Here is a 17175-nt window from a genome sequence, read left to right on the forward strand (position 1 = left end):
AGTTTTTCTATAAAAAGATAATAGCAACTGCTACGCATATGTGTGCAGCCACTTTCCCCTGTTGCAATACATAGAAATTCACGAAAAAAAATTTTCCTTTCGAAAAAGGAAAATTTTCTTCTATATTAATGACTTTAAATACCGTTTATCAATCGCTGTTTCATGTGAAAGAGCTGACAAATATTCTTCTTGTGCTTTTTGTATTTCATCTGCAATCGCACCTTGACTATCCACTTCTTTTCCGAGCTCATCATACGTACGGTGAATAGCTTTTTGAATCATTGATAATTGAAAATTATCCATATGACTTCCTCCTTTACGCATTACATAATAGCCAGTATATGCGCGCTGGAGGAGTTTTATACTATGAATTACGCGGTGGACGTTTTCCGAAGTATTGGTAGTAATCTGTACGGATAAATCCGTTAAACAGCTTACGCTTCTTCGACGCATCTTTTCCGTAACACTTCTCAAATGCTTCATAGCTTGTTAATACATACGCTGACCATGTATCTAATGGGCGGAATACTTGTCCCATTTCTTTGTACAGTTGTTCAACGAGTGCTTTTTCACTTAAACGTTCTCCGTATGGAGGATTCGTTACAACGTAGCCATAATCCTCTTTTGTTGTGAAATCTTTTACTTGCATTTGTTTAAATGTAATTAAATCGCCCAAGCCTACTTCTTCTGCGTTATCTTGAGCAACTCGAATCATACGATGATCAATATCGGATCCAATGATTTGTAATCGTTGATCATAGTTCGCTAAATCTTCAGCTTCTTGACGAGCTTCACGCCAGTTTTGTTTACCTACCCAGCCCCACTCGTCAGATGCGAAACCACGGTTAAATCCTGGTGCAATGTTTTGTCCAATTAATGCTGCTTCAATCGGAATTGTACCTGATCCACAGAATGGATCAACAAATGGACGATCTGGCTTCCAGTTTGTTAATTTAATTAAAGACGCAGCTAATGTTTCTTTTAACGGAGCTTCCCCTTGATCCATACGGTATCCACGTTTATGAAGTCCAACACCGCTCGCATCAATTGTTAATGTTGCAATATCCTTTAGCATTGCAATCTCGATACGGAATAACGGACCATCTTCTTCAAACCAAGTTGTACGTTTATATGTTGTTTTTAATTTTTCAACGACAGCTTTTTTAACGATACGTTGGCAATCCGAAACACTGAATAATTCAGATTTCAAAGATTTTCCGATAACAGGGAATTCGCCATTCTCTGGAATATAATCTCCCCAGTTTAATGCTTTCGTTTTTTCAAATAGCTCATCAAATGTTGTTGCTTTAAATTCGCCAACTTTAATTTTTACACGGTCCGCAGTACGTAACCATAAATTCGTGCGACAAATCGCCTTTTCATCTGCTTCAAATGTTACTTTGCTGTTTTCTACTTGACATTCATAACCAAGATCGCGAACTTCTCGGGCAACTAACGCTTCAATACCCATTGCCGCTGTTGCAATTAAAGTAACTTTTCCCATTTGCATTCACCTCTTATGTATATTCAAACAATAATTAATAGCAATTGGTCCTATTAATCATTACATTTTACGAAAAATTTTCTCATTAACCATTTTAACTCATACTTTATAACTTCATACAAATAAAAAGCCCTCCTCTAACAAAGGAGAGCTGAGTTATTTCATAGTTGGTTCATAACGTTCTGTAAGCCATGTTCTGTTCCTTTGTACTACAAACGGCCCACGCCTCGTACTCCGGTGGCAATCATCTATCTACAGGTTATAAAACCTGTCCTTTCCCGTCGTTCATTTCCTTGGAAAAGATTCCCCTACCATTATTTGGGTTTCTCGCTCGTGGGGTTTACCTCGTTCCACTCCTATCATTTCTTCAAGGACTTCGTCACTGTGGCACTTTAAAGGTAGTCAAACCATATCCGAAAGGACTTAGGTTTTTTCCCTGCCGTTAAACCAGCCTTACAGCCAGAATACCCTAGCTTATGAATTGGCTAGGCACGAACACTACAGCCATCTCAGGCCGTGCGAGCATGGACTTTCCTCTACAACGTTGGCGTTGCAGCGATTACCCAAACGTTATGACATCCATTAGTATAGTGGAAACAAAAAGATTTTGCAACGTTTTTTTCTATGTAAAATGCTTAAACCTTTTTCCACCTTACATCATTCGTATAACTTACTTCCAAATACAGCTTTTTCTAAGTTAGATAAGCGTTTTAAAATATCCGTATTCGTGTTGTTATAAACTGGTTGTGCAACTGGTGTTTGTACAGGTTGTTGTGGAACTTGCGTTACTGCTAGTTTTTGTTCCTCTAATTCACGCTTTAAACGAGCATTTTGTTGCTTTAATTGCTCAAACTCTTTGTGGAAAGCTTCATAGTCTTTAATGATCATATCAAGAAACTTGTCTACTTCTTCTTGCTGATAACCTCTCATACCTGTTTTAAATTCTTTTTCTAAAATATCTTTCGCTGTTAATTTAATTTTATCCGAAATCATTTTCTTCACCTCAAATTTTTACCAAAACTTTCATTAACTAAATTTTTTCAGAAACAATGCTTTTTGTCAATCATATATACGAGTACTATATTACATATTTACTCTGCATTATTCCACTGTTCCTCTTCTATTATATCTTGTAAATCAGAAAAAAGAATGAAATAACTGTGATAATTTTCTATTTCTCCTTTTTTCTTTGCTGCTTCTACAATATATTTGGGACTTCCTGGTTTTTCTTCATCGTATACCGCTAAAAGCGCATCACTTTTTTCAATAAAAAATTGATTTTTTAATTTAAATTGCTCTGGACTTTCATACTTCCGTTTCGTGATACTATCAACATGGTCTGCTTGAGAAAGGATAAATTCGTAATATTCACGATTATCTTCTTTCCAATTTTCTTCTTGTTCTAAAAACGGAGTGAATACCGCTAATTTTAAATCTGGATATTCTACTTGAATTTCAAAAACAACTTCAGCAGCCCATAATTCTACACCTAATTGGCCACTTATTATAACCCACTCTAAACCATCTTCTACAAAATTGGTTAATTTACGGTGTAACGCTTTCTTTATACACTCCACCCCTGGATGATCATTTTTAAATATTCCAAGTTCAAATGGCTTATATCCTGTTACTGCAATAACTTTCATATCAACACTCCAATTACAAAAAAAGAACTAGCATTTCGCTAGTTCTAACATATCATTTACTTTTTAAACATTCCACCAACGTTTGGTCCGATATTTGGACCGAATGGTGATACGTTTGGTCCAATATTCGGTCCGAATGGTGATACGTTTGGTCCAAACGGAGATACATTTGGTCCTGGACCAAATGGTGATACGTGATGTCCATGATGTCCATGATGTCCATGACCACACGGTCCACATCCGCCACCGAATCCTGGGTCGATTGGGTCCACAACATTTACATTTGAATTTGTTTGTGGGAAGAAGTTTTGGTTTTTAATTTGTTGATGATGTACATGTGTTGTATGTGTTGGGAAAATGTGTGGCACCACCGTTGTTGAAAAAGAGTGTGTTACGCATTGTTTCGTCGGATGAATGACAGGAGCAGTCGTACAAATAGGTCCTGTAGGCTTATGCCCTCCAAAGCAAGGATGACAATGATGCATAGTTTTTTCTCTCCTCTCTCGTTAAAAAAATCTGATTACACTTTACAGTATGAGAAAAGAGAGAAAGCCGTTTGTTATATATACCCATTTATTACAAGGAAATTTGTCTAGTCCTTTATTTCATTTACATTGTTTTTATAGACAATCCTTCAACATCACTTACCAAAAAAGCCTCCAACTTGCTTTACAATACCTGTCACTTGATTCATCGCATTCATCATTTGTCCAGCTGTATTCATCATTTTATTTACATCATAGTTACCATCTGATGTTTTAAATTGAGAAACAAAACTAGAAAACTGGCTTGGCTGTTGTTGCTTTTGCTTACCCTGCGTCGGGTACGGTTGTTTTGGTGGATAAAACATCGCTTGTTGATTAGCATACGGCGATGGCGGTGGCATATAATATTGCGAATTCATATAAGGCTGCTGCTGTGGTTGATTCATGTATGGTTGCTGAGCTTGATTCATAAAGGACACTTCAAACGGTTGATAATAATTTTGATTTCCATAATAAGGCTCGAAAGGATACATATTATACCGTAAATATGTATCCGTATTATATTGGTACATATTTTGCTGTGCATATGGATTCGTTTGCTGATATACGTTAGGTTGTTGAAACATGCATTCTCTCCTCCTTCACATAAGTTTCTACATATATAATATGTACCTATAAAATAATATGTGTGATGGAATATATGTCTATTTTTGTCGGAAGTTTAAATTTTTAAAAAATTAAAAAAGAAAACCCTTCCATGCTATGATAATTAAGAAGAAGATTCTCATGGGGGAGGAATCAACATGGTATTAGGGGATTTAAAACAAGCGTTTTCTCAAAAAAAGGGGTATTGCACAGAGAATGCAAATGAATTATTAGACTTTGCGAGACATTGGTATCTCGAAGGAAAAATATGCATATCAGATTATCGAACATTAATAAAAGAATTAGAAATAAACGGCGCAACAAAACCTACAACAATGACAGAAGCATAAAAATAACAAGAGGGCTCTCCCTCTTGTTATTTACATTGCTCAACTATATTTTGCAAAGTATACGAAATGGCTTGGTGTGTTTCAAAGAATCGTTTACCTTTACCTTTATTTACAAAGCATTGCAACACATTCGTTTGTAAATTATCGTATACTTGATCAATTTGCTGTACATGTATATACTTTGGCTTTTCTTCTTTAATCCACGTATAAGCTAATTCTTTCCACTTCTTTAATTCCTCATCTACCATATCTACAAACGGTTTCATATCCTTATAAAAGTCGTATTCAGTTAGTTCTCTTTTTTTTACATTCGCTTCATTATTATACTGCATGAGTTTTTCTGAAGACTGTATTAATGCTTCATTCTTCATTTCTTTCCCACCTTATTATGCACTCACTACGACGTTTTGAAATGTCTTCACCCAATTCCCTTTTTCTTCGTGATGCACTAATTTATTTTCCATATGTTCAATATGCATTTCTGTTATTTCTATCTTATTACATATTTTTTCACTCGCATCCTTTAATGCATGATTCATTCTAATCCCTATATTCATTTCCAGCAAATCGAGAGAACTTAACATTTGATCCATTTTTTTCATTACATCTTCCTTCTGAACCATCGCCATATACAAAACGCCTCCTTCTTTGCTTTTCCTTTGTCATGTAATTTCGCCGGATGATTCACCACTCCTGCCCACATGACAAAACTAGTTGTTATTCGTCAAAGAAATCATTTCGTATGTCATTTATAGAAATGGTAACAATACAAAAAGGAGGTGTATTACAATGGCAAAGAACAAAAATGAAAAAAAGAAAAACCAAAACAAACAACAAAATAAACCCGAGACTGGCAATCCAAAGCTAGATGGTCCAAACTTCCCTGCTACATAAAGCGAGACTTTATTACGAACATTTAAATTTCAAATCATCCTTAATCTCCTACTAGCATTACGTTTTGAAATTAAAGTTGTAGCACGCATAGCAGAATTTTTTCAAATTAAGAAGTCCCGTCTTCAAAATGGAAGACGGGACTTCTTTTTTATTATATCATGAACTCATCGATCCTTTTAGCAAAACGGTTTACGATAGATAGCCTATAGATTTGTTCTCTCTTTCTTCTATACCATTCTGTTATATTAACTTCCCCTTTAGGTTCTTCAAGTACAAATAGCACATTCATTTTCATATTTGCACAAAACCAATCTCTCATTTTTATTTCTTCATGTAAAATAACAGGATAAATATCTCTAAGTGTTGGCGTATAAGACTTTCGAGTTTCCTTTGCGTAAACTTCATAATCTTCTCTAGACCCAGTATGTGTAGTTTGCAGTGCAAACTTATAAAACGAACCATTATAAATTGGATGAAACAATAACCATGCTAATTTTTTTCCTAGTTCTATACGCTGTTGTAACGTTTCAAATTGATAAACCGAAAACCCATACATTCTCCCTTCAATTGTTGGGAAGATAACTGCACTAATATGAAGTCTTTCTTGTACTTTAAAAAGTGCAGTATGGAATACATGTTTTTTAAAATATGTGTTCTCAATGACTGGTTTTTGAATTTTATTTTGTTCATTTATAATAAGCGCTGTCATAAGTCTATTCATATCTCTTCTTTCCCAGAAAAGTAACCATTCTTTTTCCATAAAAATTGATACGTTGAAGTATTGCAACAAATGAAAGAGAGGTGCATGTCTCTTCTTACTTTCCTCATACAATAATAGCTGAGGAAATGCATCTAAAAAAATAATCCAATTAGCCTGTTCGTACAGAAGAAATAAATGTTTTTTTACCGTTCTAGGTAAAACAGTAGCATAATATCTCCCTTCTAAATCAGTCATATTCCAGCCCGCATTTCTCGAAACCATACTCGCTAAAAAGGCCCACCTGATTTCACTATTTCTCAAATAATATTCTTGATAAGATTGTGTCCGAGAAATATTGTCCACATTAGCTATTTCTGTTTTCTTTTTAATATTGTGAATGATTGCTTTTTCTTCCTCTGTACAAAAATTTTTTTCTCGATTTTGTTTAATTTTCATATAATCATTCCATGTAAACATAAATAAGTCATCATACCTTTCATCAAAAAGGTCACATCTTTTTTCATTTTTTGATATAATCACCTTTGTAAGTAATTCTTAGCAAGTTGGGGGTGGACACACTATGACCATTCGTTACCCAAATGGAAAAAGGTATAATCAAGCTTCACAACCTCAAAAAACACCTATAAAAACACATACTTATAGTAATAGAGGTATGTCCCTTGAAGAGGAATTGAATGAAACAAATCAATATTACTTAACCCATAATATTGCATGTGTACATAAAAAGCCTACACCTCTTCAAATTGTAAAAGTAGATTACCCCGCTCGAAGTGCTGCAGTGGTAAAAGAAGCGTATTTTAAACAACCTTCTACAACAGATTACAACGGTGTATACAAAGGGAAATACATCGATTTTGAAGCAAAGGAAACCAAAAATAAAACTAGTTTCCCACTTCAAAACTTCCACCTTCATCAAATTGAACATATGAAGCAAGTCGTTGCTCATAATGGAATTGCATTTGTTATTATTAAATTTACACTTTTTGATGAATTTTATTTACTAGATGCAAAACATATTATTGCATTTTGGAATCGTCAAAATACTGGTGGACGCAAGTCGATTACGAAAGAAGAAATAGAAGAGCATGGATCCTTATTATCATGCGGTTATCACCCTCGGATTGACTATATCCGTGTACTAGACATGGTTTATTTTTCGTGATAGAGTCATCACTAAGGCTCTTTTTTCGACTTTTGGGGGAGAGAATGAAAGGTAGGAGAAAGTATAATGTCAGATAATTATCGTTCTCGTACAGAACGAAATCATGTGAAAAATCAAGAGAAAAAAACACATAAAGAAGAAAAACCAAAGAAAAAAGGCTCCTTTTTCAAGAAATTCCTTATAGGTTGTCTACTTCTTGGTATCGTTGGTCTTGTAGCCGGCGTTTCCGCTTTCTTTGTTATGGTAAAGGACGCTCCAAAATTAGACAAATCCAAACTTGTTAATCCTTTATCAACAAAGTTTCTCGATAAAAACGGAAATTTCTTCTATGAATACGGTGCTGAAAAACGAACACATGTTACTTATGATCAAATTCCAAAAGTAGTTGAAAATGCATTTCTTGCAACTGAGGATTCGCGTTTCTATGATCATAATGGAATTGATTTTAAACGAACTACAAAAGCAGTTATGGAAAATGTCACTGGTGGTTTCGGTTCCCAAGGTGGTAGTACGATTACACAGCAAGTCGTTAAAAACTACTTTCTAACGATGGACAAAACTGCTAAAAGAAAAGTGCAAGAATGGTACTTATCTTACAAATTAGAGCAACAATACTCTAAACATGAGATTTTAGAAATGTACTTAAATAAGATTAATTTAGGTAACCGTTCATACGGTATTGCGACAGCAGCGCAAAAATATTATGGTAAAGATTTAAAAGACTTGCAATTACATGAAGCTGCTATGCTCGCTGGTTTACCCCAAGGTCCAAACATTTATGATCCAACAAAAAAGGAAAATGTTGAACGAGCAACAAATCGTCGTAATGTCGTATTATCATTAATGAATCGACATGGTTATATAACAAAAGAAGAAATGAATAACGCCGTTAAGATTCCAGTAACTGAGGGCCTTCAACCGTCTTCAGAAGTAACTGAGATGAAGTATCAAGCATTTTTAGATGCGGTTGTAAAAGAAGTTGAAAAAGAATATCCTGATGTAAATATCGGTTCAGATGGTTTAACGATTCATACAACACTTGATCAAGATGCTCAAGATTACGCCGACAAAATTATGGATGGCAATCTTATTAAGTATCCGGACGATCAATTCCAAGGGTCATTCGTATTTATGGATACACAGTCTGGAGAAGTTCGAGCAATTGGTGCTGGACGTAAAGAAAGTAAGTCTACTTTCAAAGGTCATAATATGGCAACTGATTTAAAACGCCAAGTTGGTTCAACAATGAAACCAATTTTCGACTACGGTCCGGCAATTGAAAATTTACAATGGTCTACATACCATCAATTAAACGACTCAGAGTATACGTATTCCAATGGTAAGAAAATACAAAATGCAACAAAGAGTTACAAAGGTGACGTTTCACTACGTGAAGCTTTGAAAAAGTCATTAAACATTCCAGCTTTAAAGACAGCACAAACAGTTGGTCTTAATAAGTCAAAAGAATTTGCTGAAGGTTTAGGCATGACCTTTAAAGAAGGAAAAGTCTACGAATCAACAGCAATCGGTAGTAACGATAGTTCTCCATTAGAAGTAGCAGGTGCATATGCAACCTTTGGTAATAGTGGTAACTATAATAAACCACACTTCGTAAAAGAAGTAACCTTCCCGGACGGGAAAAAGAAAAGCTTTAAACCGAAAGAACATCGCGCAATGCAAGACTATACAGCTTATATGGTTACTGACGTTCTTCGTGACGTAGTAAAACCTGGTTCTGGTGGTACAGGTCCAACAGCATACGTTTCAGGTGTTGACGTAGCAGGTAAAACAGGAACACAAAACTTTGATGAATCAGTTCTTCAAAAATATGACATCCCAGCTGATGCAAACAGAGATAGCTGGTTTGCTGGATATACGCCACAATACACAATGGCTGTTTGGACCGGTTACGAAAAAGATGGTCCAAAAAATTATGTTAGCGATCGCTCCACTAGAATTGCACAGCAAATGTTCCAAGTAATGATGAGCAAATTCGCTACAGATAAATCACGCTTTGAACGTCCTTCTTCTGTACAAGAAATAAACGGAGAGTTATACGTAAAAGGTGCGAAAAAAGATGCAATTAAACAAATTAAAGTAGATGCTCCTAGTGGTCTGAATGTCACTTTTGATGGCGCTAGCACAGTTACACTAAACTGGTCTGGACCAGCAGAAGTTGATGCATATGCAGCCAGCTATAAAGCAACTGACGGTTCAAGTGGTAGCCTATCAATAAGTGGTACGACAGCTACTCTTGGTGGTATTAAACCAGGTGTTACTTACAGCTTCTCTGTAGTAGCGAAAAAAGGCACTGGAACAAGCCCAGCAGTTGGTGCATCTTTCACTGCGCCTGGCGGAACTCCAGATGCGAAAAAAGCTGATGAAGAGGCTAAGAAAAAGGCCGATGAAGAAGCTAAGAAAAAAGCTGATGAGGAAGCCCAGAAAAAAGCTAATGAAGATAAAGTAAAACAAGAAGAAGCTAAGAAAAAAGCTGATGAAGAAGCTAAGAAACAACAAGAACAACAACAGCAGCAACAGCAGCAACAACAAGAACAACAACGCAAACAGCAAGAAGAAGCTCAAAAGAAAGCCGATGAAGAAGCTAAGAAAAAAGCTGATGAAGAAGCTAAGAAAAAAGCTGATGAAGAAGCTAAGAAGAAAGCTGAAGAAGAGGCCAAGAAAAAAGCTGAAGAAGAGGCTAAGAAACAACAAGAACAGCAACACCAAAATCCCGGAGGAGATACACCTCACGCAGACGGTGCTGTTGTTACAACAGAGTCCTAATATACAAAAAAAGAAGTCCGTTTCTCTTAACGAGAAGCGGACTTCTTTTTTGTTATCATTTTCTTTACATACAGCTTTTCTATTTCGATATACAACTGCGCTAATTGAATATAAGAATGATAATTACTCGGTTTCTTTATAATAAATGAATACCTTTCCATAAAATTAACAGGTTGCACTTTTAATTTATTCGTATTTATTTGCATTTCATTCAAACTATGAACAGGTTGTTCATTTAGCCAATAGACAACCGATAACAAGTGAGCTGAAAAAAGAATCATTGGTCCCTCAGCCTCTTGCTTATTTCTATTTCGAAACAGTATAGCAATGTCTTCATGCTTATTTTTCCATACATTCAACATCACTGGAATGCTGTTTTCAATTTCCTTCCACGGCTCATACTGTCTTTCAATATCAAATATAAAGTAAGTATTTTGTATTATCTCTTCAAAAGAATTGTCTGTATGATACTTAATTAAATTTACACTTTCTTTAAAAAATGGTAAACAGTGAAATTCTTTCGGTATTTCTATAACTCGTTCCATCCTTTATTTCACCTTCATTCGCTTCTTTCCTTCACGACATACTTCTAACAGTCTGCATTCCTCACATTGCGGTCGTTGTGCTTTACAATGATAACGTCCAAAGAAAATCATACGATGATGTGTAACTCCCCACTCATCCATTGGTACTTTCTTCATTAATGTTTTTTCTACTTCTAACACAGAGTCTTTCCATCTACACATAGCTAATCGTTTACTCACTCGCTCCACATGTGTATCAACAGCAATTGCCGGAATTCCAAACGCTACGGAAACTACAACATTCGCTGTTTTCCTTCCTACACCTGGTAATTTCGTAAGTTCATCTCGATCGTTCGGTACTTCTCCATTATAGTCATCTAATAACATTCGGCATAATTTTTGAATGTTTTTTGCTTTATTTCTATACAATCCGATAGAGCGTATATCTTGTTGTAATTCTTCTAGAGAAACACTTAAATAATCTTCTGGTGTTTTATATTTTTGAAATAAATTTCTTGTCACTTTATTTACAAGTACATCCGTACATTGTGCAGATAACGCCACCTCGATTACAAGTTCAAATGGATTATCATGAACCAATTCACAATGTGCTTCTGGATACATATCCGCCATTGTGTCTAAACAATAACGGATTTGCGTTTTGTTAAGCATATTTTTCCTCCTATATTACTGCTCCAACCAATTATAAAAAGGCACTTTTCCAGTAAATTTCGTCTCTTGTTTTGTCATTTGTTGTGCTCTTTGTTGATTCGCTCTAAATTTTTGACCTTGATTTTGAGCCTGATCTACCGTTTTAATTCCATTCTTTTTCCACTCAAATAAAATACGATCAATATATCGGAAATTTAGTTTTCCACTCATTACAGCTTCTCTAAGAGCCGCTTGAATTAAATTTGGATGATGTTGATCTTGGTCCTCCCACATCCCTAACGTTTCACATTCGAACGGCGAAAGTGGTCTTCCAAATTCTTTTTCAAATACTGTATATAAATTTACTTGTAGCTGTTTTTTTTCTTTTTGCTCTTCCTCTATTGATTCATCCATTAAGAAATGTAATATTTTTTCCCATAACGGTTGTAAAGAATAACTTTCGCACATCATCGCTTCTGATCTTTGTCCACCTTCTAGTGATAAAAAACCCTTTTGAATCAACGCCTGAATTACTTCCATACATTTCATTTCCGTTATCGTCATCCGTTCAGAAATCTCTGAAGGAGTCGGAAACGAATTACCTGATTCTAAAAATGTGTGTACATGAAGTACAACCATAAATTCCGTCTCATTTAAACCTAATTTTTTATAATGCATCATAAGCAATTTTGGAATTGCAATGCTTCCCTGCTCAAACCACTGTAACATCATTTTCTTTTTCATCACCAAACACCTCGCTCTCTAGTATAACACACCTTTAGCTATTTCTTTTTGCCACAATCCGTCAAAAAAACCTCCCCATTAATAGGGAGGTTTTTTATATTACATGAATGAAATATAAAATTAAGCTTGCACTTTACTTTTCATAAATGTATGGATGCGCTCTAATGCTTTCTCTACTTGTTCAAGAGATGTCGCATATGATAAACGAACATTATTTGGAGCACCAAATCCTGTACCTGGTACAAGAGCCACTTTTTCCTCTTCTAATAGAGCTTTTGCCCAATCATCAACTGTTGCATATCCTGATAAAGCTACAGCTTCTTTTACGTTAGGGAATAAGTAAAATGCACCTTGCGGTTTAATACAAGTAAAGCCAGGAATTTGAATTAATTTATCATAAATGATGTTTAATCTCTCTTCAAAGGCTTGGCGCATTGTTTCCACAGGTTCTTGTGAGCCTGCGTATGCCGCAATTGCGCCGTATTGAGCGATTGAAGTAGGGTTTGACGTACTATGACTTGCTAAGTTCGTCATCGCTTTAATAAGCTGCTTATTTCCTGCAGCATATCCAATACGCCATCCTGTCATAGAATGAGATTTAGATACACCATTAATAATAAGTGTTTGTTCTTTTAATGCATTAGAAAGCTGGGCAATTGAAGTATATTCTACGCCACCATAAATTAATTTTTCATAAATTTCATCAGAAACGATTAAAATATCATGTTCTAAACATACTTCTCCAAGCTGTTGTAATTCTTCTTTGCTATAAATCATTCCTGTTGGATTGCTCGGTGAATTAATAATAACTGCTTTCGTTTTCTCTGTAATTGCCTCACGCAGCTGCTTTGCTGTAATTTTGTACTCATTGTCTTCTAAACCTTCTACATAAACCGGCTTACCGCCAGCAAGCTTTACTTGCTCTGGATAGCTTACCCAGTAAGGAGTTGGGATGATAACTTCATCTCCCTCATCAAGTAATACTTGGAATAATGTATATAATGCATGCTTTGCACCATTACATACAATAATTTCAGATGGATCATACGCAATACCTTGATCGCGAGTAAATTTCTTCACAATTTCTTGTTTTAACGATTGTAATCCACCTGTTGGTGTATACTTCGTATGCCCTTCTAACATCGCTTTATGTGCAGCATCCATAATATGCTCTGGTGTATTAAAGTCAGGTTCCCCTGCCCCTAATCCAATTACATCATGACCCTCTGCTTTTAATGCTTGTGCCTTTGCTGTAATTTCTAAAGTTGAAGACGGTGTTAAAGCAGCTACTCGCTTTGCTAATTTCATTTGTAGTTCCCCCTACATCTATTTTTCAATGCTATATCGTCTTAAAAATTTTCCATCTTTAAATTCAAGATAGTAATAGCTATAACGATTGTCATCATCAATATATGTAACTTCCCATAGTGGTACATCATTTTCAAAGCCTAATTTCACTTTCATAATCTCTTTCGGCTTACTTTTTGATTCCTTACTTTCATTGCCGACTTGCTCTATTGTTCTTTGTATAGCCTCTTTTTCAGAAATACCTTCGCTCTTTTTCCTTACTACAGTATCCCCTTTTTTCTCAGGCACCCAAACGATAAGTTGTTCTCCCTTTTCATCTGTACCTTGCACGACTATATATGCAGATTTTCCGTTGTAATAATCAACAGATTTCACCTTTGTAAGCTTTGCTTTTTCTTTAGCAATTTCTACAAATTTCGACTCTTTTGGAATTTTCTTTCCCATCGCTTTATTATAAACATACGCCCCATATATTCCGCTAGCAACGATAACAATAATGATTGCAAAGATCCAATTTTTCATTGTATCACTACGTTCTGTAAATCGTAAATACAGCTGTTTCTTTATCTTTTTCGTCTAATGCTAGTCCGAACATGAGGTCCTGCTCTTTTAACGTACGATTTAAACTATCAACAATTTTATACAAATCCGACGAATATTTAATACGCGTCGTTGATAGTACTTCGATTTTCTTATCCATGAAAAAACTCCTCCGTTACACAAAAATTTCTAATTATAGAAGAACGCAATGCGGTTACAATAAGAGTACATTCTTTACAACCCCTGCTTCATCACCCATCTATTATAGCAGGACATGTACAGCAAAAAAAGGTTTCAAGTCGAAAACCAACACATTTTGTATACAAGAAGTAAGAAAAATAAAATTCCTCCTACCCACATTTTTTACGCCTGAAGTTTATAAGTACTTCAGGCGTATTTTTCTTCCATTTTTATTCATTTGATGGTTCTTCTAATTGTACTAACAATTCTTCTAATGGTCCTTCATAAAGAGGTACGTTAGGAATCGATTGTAGAAATCGTTTTCCATAGGAAGAACTCGTCAAACGACGATCTAACACTACTACCGTTCCTGTATCTGTATTCGTTCGAATTAAGCGGCCGAATCCTTGTTTGAAACGTAATATTGCTTGTGGGAGCGCTAATTTAGCGAATACATCTTCACCTTGATTTTTTAGCCACTCACCTTTCGCTTCCATCATCGGCTGATGAGGAGGTGTAAATGGTAGACGGACTATAACAAGACAACTTAAGGCATCTCCAGGAATATCTATTCCTTCCCAGAAACTGCTCGTCCCTAATAAAATTGATTTGTCGAACTCTTGAAACTTTCGAATTAAGCGGCTTCGACTTCTATTATTCACACTTTGGGTGAGTAATAAATAACCCTCTAATTCATCATTATTTTTTAAATTCGCATACGCTTCTTTTAACATTTCATACGAAGTGAATAAAACGAGCATTCTGCCTTTTGTGGCTTTTGCTATCTTTGCAATATGTTCCGATACAGATTCAATATATCGCTCATTACTTACTTGCTTAATAAAAGGTACATCCGTTGAAACCATTAATTTCATCTGTTCATCATAACGAAATGGTGACGGAACCTTTAAAGTATTTGGAGCGAAATCATGTAAACCAAGTTCCTCTTTTATATAATCAAACGTATCGTTAACTGTTAGTGTTGCGGATGTAAAAATAACACTCTTTTTTTCTGTTAAAAATTCATCAGCAAATCTTTCACCAATATGGACAGGCTGTGCGTATAGAACTGTTGAATGAATCGTCCCTTTCGTTTCAGTCTCCATCCAAGTTACATACGAATTCTTTTCTAATACGAGTAACTGTAATGATTCTGCCATCTTTCTCAGCAACTCAATTAAATGCATAAATTCACCTGTTACAACATGCATCTCCCATTCTAACTTACTTTGCAATATATCCACTTGCTTCTCAAGAGCAGTTACTACCCTTCTTAATTCATATATAAAACGATTTGTTAATTCGACGATACTATCCCACAACTTACCTTTTTCTAGTTCTGCGTTATACCTATAGATGAGCGGCATATTATTCGTTCCTTGCTCTTGCTTTGTTTGTTTAAATATAAAAGTACGTAACATTTGGAAGAGTTCATCCGCATCAAACTTAAGTTCCTTCAAACTATAACTTATCATACGGAAAGTTGAACGAGATGTTTGCTCTGATTTTTTCATCATTTTATATACTTTGGAGAGTACATCTTCTGTTTCTAGCGTCCCAAGACGAGATATAACCAATTGAAAATACATACAAGAGAACTGTTCACCCAATGTTCTACTCGCAGCTTCTTCAATATGGTGAGCTTCATCAAAAATAATATGTTCGCATGAAGCAAACAACGGTTCTTCACTTGAAAAATCTTGAAATAATAACGCATGATTTGTAATAACGATATCTGCAAATAAAGCTTTATTCTTCGCTCGCTGATAAAAACAACGACTAAACCAATTACTTTGCATACCACCTGGACTATAGGCATCGCTACAAATACGATTCCAAAGTAACTTTCCGCCCTCAGGAATATTTAATTCGTCTCGATCACCTGTTTCAGTTTGCAATAGCCAAACTAAAATCTTCGCCTTCGTAAGTGCCATATCATAATTTTTTTCTTCCTCTTGCAAAGCATACTCAAATTTATGTAAGCATAAATAATGTTTTCTTCCTTTTAGAAGAGCTGCCTCAAATGAAAATGGCATTATTTTTTGTAATAACGGAATTTCTTTTTCTAATATTTGTTGTTGGAGTTGTACTGTTTGTGTACTTATAATGACAGGTTCTTCTTTTCTCTTTGCAAAATAAAGACTAGGAAGCAAATAAGCAAGAGTCTTTCCTGTTCCTGTACCCGCTTCAATTAGTGAAAAACGAGAATCTCTTAACGCCGTATATATCTCTTTCATCATCAGTTGTTGACTTTCTCTTCTTTCAAACTTTGGCATATGTGATTCCAATTTATCCATCGTTTTATTCAAGAAAGCATCAAACTTTGATGAACACGTTTCTCCAAGGTTTAAGGAATAGTTCCGCTTTTTCAGCGCAATATTTCGATGTATTTCATACTCCGCTATATCTTCTTTACCGTGCATTACTTTCTTTAAAATATTTTCAGAAAGCACATCAGCTATATCGCTTTGGAACACATCACTTAATTCATAAAGCGATTGCAACGTGACAAGTGGTAACTTTTCAATTTCATTTAAAAATTGTAAAAATAATTCCGCTGTTGCAAGAGCATCACTATCCGCACGATGTGGTTGATCGTGCTCTAGTTCATGCTTCTTAGCTAAATCACGTAATTTATAACTATCGGCTGTCGGCAAAAGAATTTGAGCCAATTCAACCGTGTCGATTTTCGGACAATGTATTTCTGTATATCCAGCTTGCCTTAATTCTTCATTTAAAAAATTCCAATCAAAGTGAACATTATGCGCAACGAAAGCCGCACCTTGTAATAGCTCAACAATCATCGGGGCTACATCTTGAAATAACGGGGCTTGTTTTACAAGACTTTCATCAATCCCTGTTAATTCTGTAATAAATGGTGGGATCTCTCTCTTTGGGTTAACAAAAGACGAAAAAATCTCCAATATCTCTCCATCTTCTACTACAACAGCTGCAATTTGGGTAATTTTATCCTTCCCATCTTTCCAGGAGTTCCCTGTCGTCTCTAAATCAACAACGACATAACGCTTACTCATAT

At 35.4% G+C, this 17175-nt stretch carries 20 protein-coding genes and 1 other RNA gene; 4 read left to right on the forward strand and 17 right to left on the reverse strand.

Going from position 1 to position 17175, the window contains the following annotated elements; genetic code table 11:
• Nucleotides 1–120 precede the first annotated feature (120 nt).
• The 7 genes from ACS2CR_RS20995 to ACS2CR_RS21025 form a co-directional block, all read right to left on the reverse strand.
• Nucleotides 121–303 carry a DUF3921 family protein gene (locus tag ACS2CR_RS20995; protein ID WP_021728643.1) on the reverse strand — a complete coding sequence of 61 codons (183 nt, stop codon included), beginning with the start codon at nucleotides 301–303 and terminating at the stop codon, nucleotides 121–123.
• Nucleotides 304–364: 61 nt separating this feature from the next.
• Entirely contained in the window at nucleotides 365–1504 is a 1140-nt protein-coding gene (locus tag ACS2CR_RS21000; protein WP_000521224.1) for a THUMP domain-containing class I SAM-dependent RNA methyltransferase, read from the reverse strand.
• A gap of 180 nt (nucleotides 1505–1684) precedes the next feature.
• An RNA gene (gene rnpB, locus ACS2CR_RS21005) (RNase P RNA component class B) lies at nucleotides 1685–2075 on the reverse strand.
• Between the two features lie 86 nt (nucleotides 2076–2161).
• Nucleotides 2162–2497 (reverse strand): cell division regulator GpsB, encoded by a 336-nt coding sequence (gene gpsB / locus ACS2CR_RS21010; RefSeq protein ID WP_000622431.1) that lies wholly within the window; start codon nucleotides 2495–2497, stop codon nucleotides 2162–2164.
• A gap of 98 nt (nucleotides 2498–2595) precedes the next feature.
• Nucleotides 2596–3150, reverse strand: coding sequence for a DUF1273 domain-containing protein (locus ACS2CR_RS21015; protein WP_000862912.1), 555 nt, complete (start codon nucleotides 3148–3150; stop codon nucleotides 2596–2598).
• Nucleotides 3151–3206: 56 nt separating this feature from the next.
• Complete coding sequence (locus ACS2CR_RS21020; protein WP_000546268.1) at nucleotides 3207–3635, reverse strand: CotD family spore coat protein; 429 nt, start codon at nucleotides 3633–3635, stop codon at nucleotides 3207–3209.
• Nucleotides 3636–3790: 155 nt separating this feature from the next.
• Nucleotides 3791–4261 carry a YppG family protein gene (locus tag ACS2CR_RS21025; protein WP_053514230.1) on the reverse strand — a complete coding sequence of 157 codons (471 nt, stop codon included), beginning with the start codon at nucleotides 4259–4261 and terminating at the stop codon, nucleotides 3791–3793.
• Between the two features lie 177 nt (nucleotides 4262–4438).
• Between ACS2CR_RS21025 and ACS2CR_RS21030 the strand changes: the two genes are divergently transcribed.
• Entirely contained in the window at nucleotides 4439–4630 is a 192-nt protein-coding gene (locus ACS2CR_RS21030; protein ID WP_000242652.1) for a YppF family protein, read from the forward strand.
• Between the two features lie 26 nt (nucleotides 4631–4656).
• Here ACS2CR_RS21030 and ACS2CR_RS21035 read toward each other — a convergent pair whose 3' ends face one another.
• On the reverse strand, nucleotides 4657–5001 hold the full coding sequence (locus ACS2CR_RS21035; protein ID WP_000786940.1) for a YppE family protein: 345 nt from the start codon (nucleotides 4999–5001) through the stop codon (nucleotides 4657–4659).
• Nucleotides 5002–5016: 15 nt separating this feature from the next.
• On the reverse strand, nucleotides 5017–5259 hold the full coding sequence (locus ACS2CR_RS21040) for a hypothetical protein (RefSeq protein WP_001252036.1): 243 nt from the start codon (nucleotides 5257–5259) through the stop codon (nucleotides 5017–5019).
• Between the two features lie 85 nt (nucleotides 5260–5344).
• Here ACS2CR_RS21040 and ACS2CR_RS21045 point away from each other — a divergent pair, with 85 nt between their 5' ends.
• On the forward strand, nucleotides 5345–5524 hold the full coding sequence (locus ACS2CR_RS21045) for a hypothetical protein (protein ID WP_001987054.1): 180 nt from the start codon (nucleotides 5345–5347) through the stop codon (nucleotides 5522–5524).
• A gap of 151 nt (nucleotides 5525–5675) precedes the next feature.
• Here the strand turns inward: ACS2CR_RS21045 and ACS2CR_RS21050 are convergent, their stop codons facing one another.
• Nucleotides 5676–6701, reverse strand: coding sequence for a DUF2515 domain-containing protein (locus ACS2CR_RS21050; RefSeq protein ID WP_000495654.1), 1026 nt, complete (start codon nucleotides 6699–6701; stop codon nucleotides 5676–5678).
• A 103-nt stretch (nucleotides 6702–6804) separates the two neighbouring features.
• Between ACS2CR_RS21050 and recU the strand changes: the two genes are divergently transcribed.
• Together recU and ACS2CR_RS21060 are read left to right on the forward strand one after the other, a co-directional pair.
• Nucleotides 6805–7407: a Holliday junction resolvase RecU gene (gene recU, locus ACS2CR_RS21055; RefSeq protein WP_000155598.1), complete on the forward strand. Its 603-nt coding sequence runs from the start codon at nucleotides 6805–6807 to the stop codon at nucleotides 7405–7407.
• A gap of 66 nt (nucleotides 7408–7473) precedes the next feature.
• Nucleotides 7474–10191, forward strand: coding sequence for a PBP1A family penicillin-binding protein (locus tag ACS2CR_RS21060; protein WP_153602799.1), 2718 nt, complete (start codon nucleotides 7474–7476; stop codon nucleotides 10189–10191).
• A 26-nt stretch (nucleotides 10192–10217) separates the two neighbouring features.
• Here the strand turns inward: ACS2CR_RS21060 and ACS2CR_RS21065 are convergent, their stop codons facing one another.
• From ACS2CR_RS21065 to dinG, 7 genes are all read right to left on the reverse strand, one after another.
• Nucleotides 10218–10736 (reverse strand): YpoC family protein, encoded by a 519-nt coding sequence (locus ACS2CR_RS21065; RefSeq protein ID WP_000442653.1) that lies wholly within the window; start codon nucleotides 10734–10736, stop codon nucleotides 10218–10220.
• A gap of 3 nt (nucleotides 10737–10739) precedes the next feature.
• Complete coding sequence (nth, locus tag ACS2CR_RS21070) at nucleotides 10740–11387, reverse strand: endonuclease III (RefSeq protein ID WP_153602800.1); 648 nt, start codon at nucleotides 11385–11387, stop codon at nucleotides 10740–10742.
• Between the two features lie 15 nt (nucleotides 11388–11402).
• Nucleotides 11403–12110 (reverse strand): DNA replication protein DnaD, encoded by a 708-nt coding sequence (gene dnaD, locus ACS2CR_RS21075; RefSeq protein ID WP_000728542.1) that lies wholly within the window; start codon nucleotides 12108–12110, stop codon nucleotides 11403–11405.
• Between the two features lie 120 nt (nucleotides 12111–12230).
• Nucleotides 12231–13418: an aspartate transaminase AspB gene (gene aspB, locus ACS2CR_RS21080; protein WP_000761571.1), complete on the reverse strand. Its 1188-nt coding sequence runs from the start codon at nucleotides 13416–13418 to the stop codon at nucleotides 12231–12233.
• An 18-nt stretch (nucleotides 13419–13436) separates the two neighbouring features.
• A complete protein-coding gene (locus ACS2CR_RS21085; RefSeq protein WP_153602801.1) occupies nucleotides 13437–13940 on the reverse strand; it encodes a cell wall elongation regulator TseB-like domain-containing protein in 504 nt (167 codons plus the stop codon).
• Between the two features lie 7 nt (nucleotides 13941–13947).
• Complete coding sequence (locus ACS2CR_RS21090) at nucleotides 13948–14118, reverse strand: YpmA family protein (RefSeq protein WP_000358352.1); 171 nt, start codon at nucleotides 14116–14118, stop codon at nucleotides 13948–13950.
• Nucleotides 14119–14368: 250 nt separating this feature from the next.
• A complete protein-coding gene (gene dinG / locus ACS2CR_RS21095; protein ID WP_000044958.1) occupies nucleotides 14369–17173 on the reverse strand; it encodes an ATP-dependent DNA helicase DinG in 2805 nt (934 codons plus the stop codon).
• Nucleotides 17174–17175 lie beyond the last annotated feature (2 nt).

The sequence above is a fragment of the Bacillus cereus group sp. BceL291 genome, assembly GCF_051776705.1.
GTDB lineage: Bacteria > Bacillota > Bacilli > Bacillales > Bacillaceae_G > Bacillus_A > Bacillus_A cereus.

Excerpts from the sequence above, each read along its gene's own strand:
- ACS2CR_RS21090 (WP_000358352.1), bottom strand. The coding sequence starts at position 14,118 with ATGGATAAGAAAATCGAAGTACTATCAACGACGCGTATTAAATATTCG.
- gpsB (WP_000622431.1), bottom strand. The coding sequence starts at position 2,497 with ATGATTTCGGATAAAATTAAATTAACAGCGAAAGATATTTTAGAAAAA.
- ACS2CR_RS21025 (WP_053514230.1), bottom strand. The coding sequence starts at position 4,261 with ATGTTTCAACAACCTAACGTATATCAGCAAACGAATCCATATGCACAG.
- dinG (WP_000044958.1), bottom strand. The coding sequence starts at position 17,173 with ATGAGTAAGCGTTATGTCGTTGTTGATTTAGAGACGACAGGGAACTCC.
- recU (WP_000155598.1), top strand. The coding sequence starts at position 6,805 with ATGACCATTCGTTACCCAAATGGAAAAAGGTATAATCAAGCTTCACAA.
- ACS2CR_RS21040 (WP_001252036.1), bottom strand. The coding sequence starts at position 5,259 with ATGGCGATGGTTCAGAAGGAAGATGTAATGAAAAAAATGGATCAAATG.
- ACS2CR_RS21015 (WP_000862912.1), bottom strand. The coding sequence starts at position 3,150 with ATGAAAGTTATTGCAGTAACAGGATATAAGCCATTTGAACTTGGAATA.
- aspB (WP_000761571.1), bottom strand. The coding sequence starts at position 13,418 with ATGAAATTAGCAAAGCGAGTAGCTGCTTTAACACCGTCTTCAACTTTA.
- ACS2CR_RS21085 (WP_153602801.1), bottom strand. The coding sequence starts at position 13,940 with ATGAAAAATTGGATCTTTGCAATCATTATTGTTATCGTTGCTAGCGGA.
- ACS2CR_RS21020 (WP_000546268.1), bottom strand. The coding sequence starts at position 3,635 with ATGCATCATTGTCATCCTTGCTTTGGAGGGCATAAGCCTACAGGACCT.
- ACS2CR_RS21030 (WP_000242652.1), top strand. The coding sequence starts at position 4,439 with ATGGTATTAGGGGATTTAAAACAAGCGTTTTCTCAAAAAAAGGGGTAT.
- ACS2CR_RS20995 (WP_021728643.1), bottom strand. The coding sequence starts at position 303 with ATGGATAATTTTCAATTATCAATGATTCAAAAAGCTATTCACCGTACG.
- nth (WP_153602800.1), bottom strand. The coding sequence starts at position 11,387 with ATGCTTAACAAAACGCAAATCCGTTATTGTTTAGACACAATGGCGGAT.
- ACS2CR_RS21065 (WP_000442653.1), bottom strand. The coding sequence starts at position 10,736 with ATGGAACGAGTTATAGAAATACCGAAAGAATTTCACTGTTTACCATTT.
- ACS2CR_RS21035 (WP_000786940.1), bottom strand. The coding sequence starts at position 5,001 with ATGAAGAATGAAGCATTAATACAGTCTTCAGAAAAACTCATGCAGTAT.
- ACS2CR_RS21000 (WP_000521224.1), bottom strand. The coding sequence starts at position 1,504 with ATGGGAAAAGTTACTTTAATTGCAACAGCGGCAATGGGTATTGAAGCG.
- ACS2CR_RS21060 (WP_153602799.1), top strand. The coding sequence starts at position 7,474 with ATGTCAGATAATTATCGTTCTCGTACAGAACGAAATCATGTGAAAAAT.
- dnaD (WP_000728542.1), bottom strand. The coding sequence starts at position 12,110 with ATGAAAAAGAAAATGATGTTACAGTGGTTTGAGCAGGGAAGCATTGCA.
- ACS2CR_RS21050 (WP_000495654.1), bottom strand. The coding sequence starts at position 6,701 with ATGTTTACATGGAATGATTATATGAAAATTAAACAAAATCGAGAAAAA.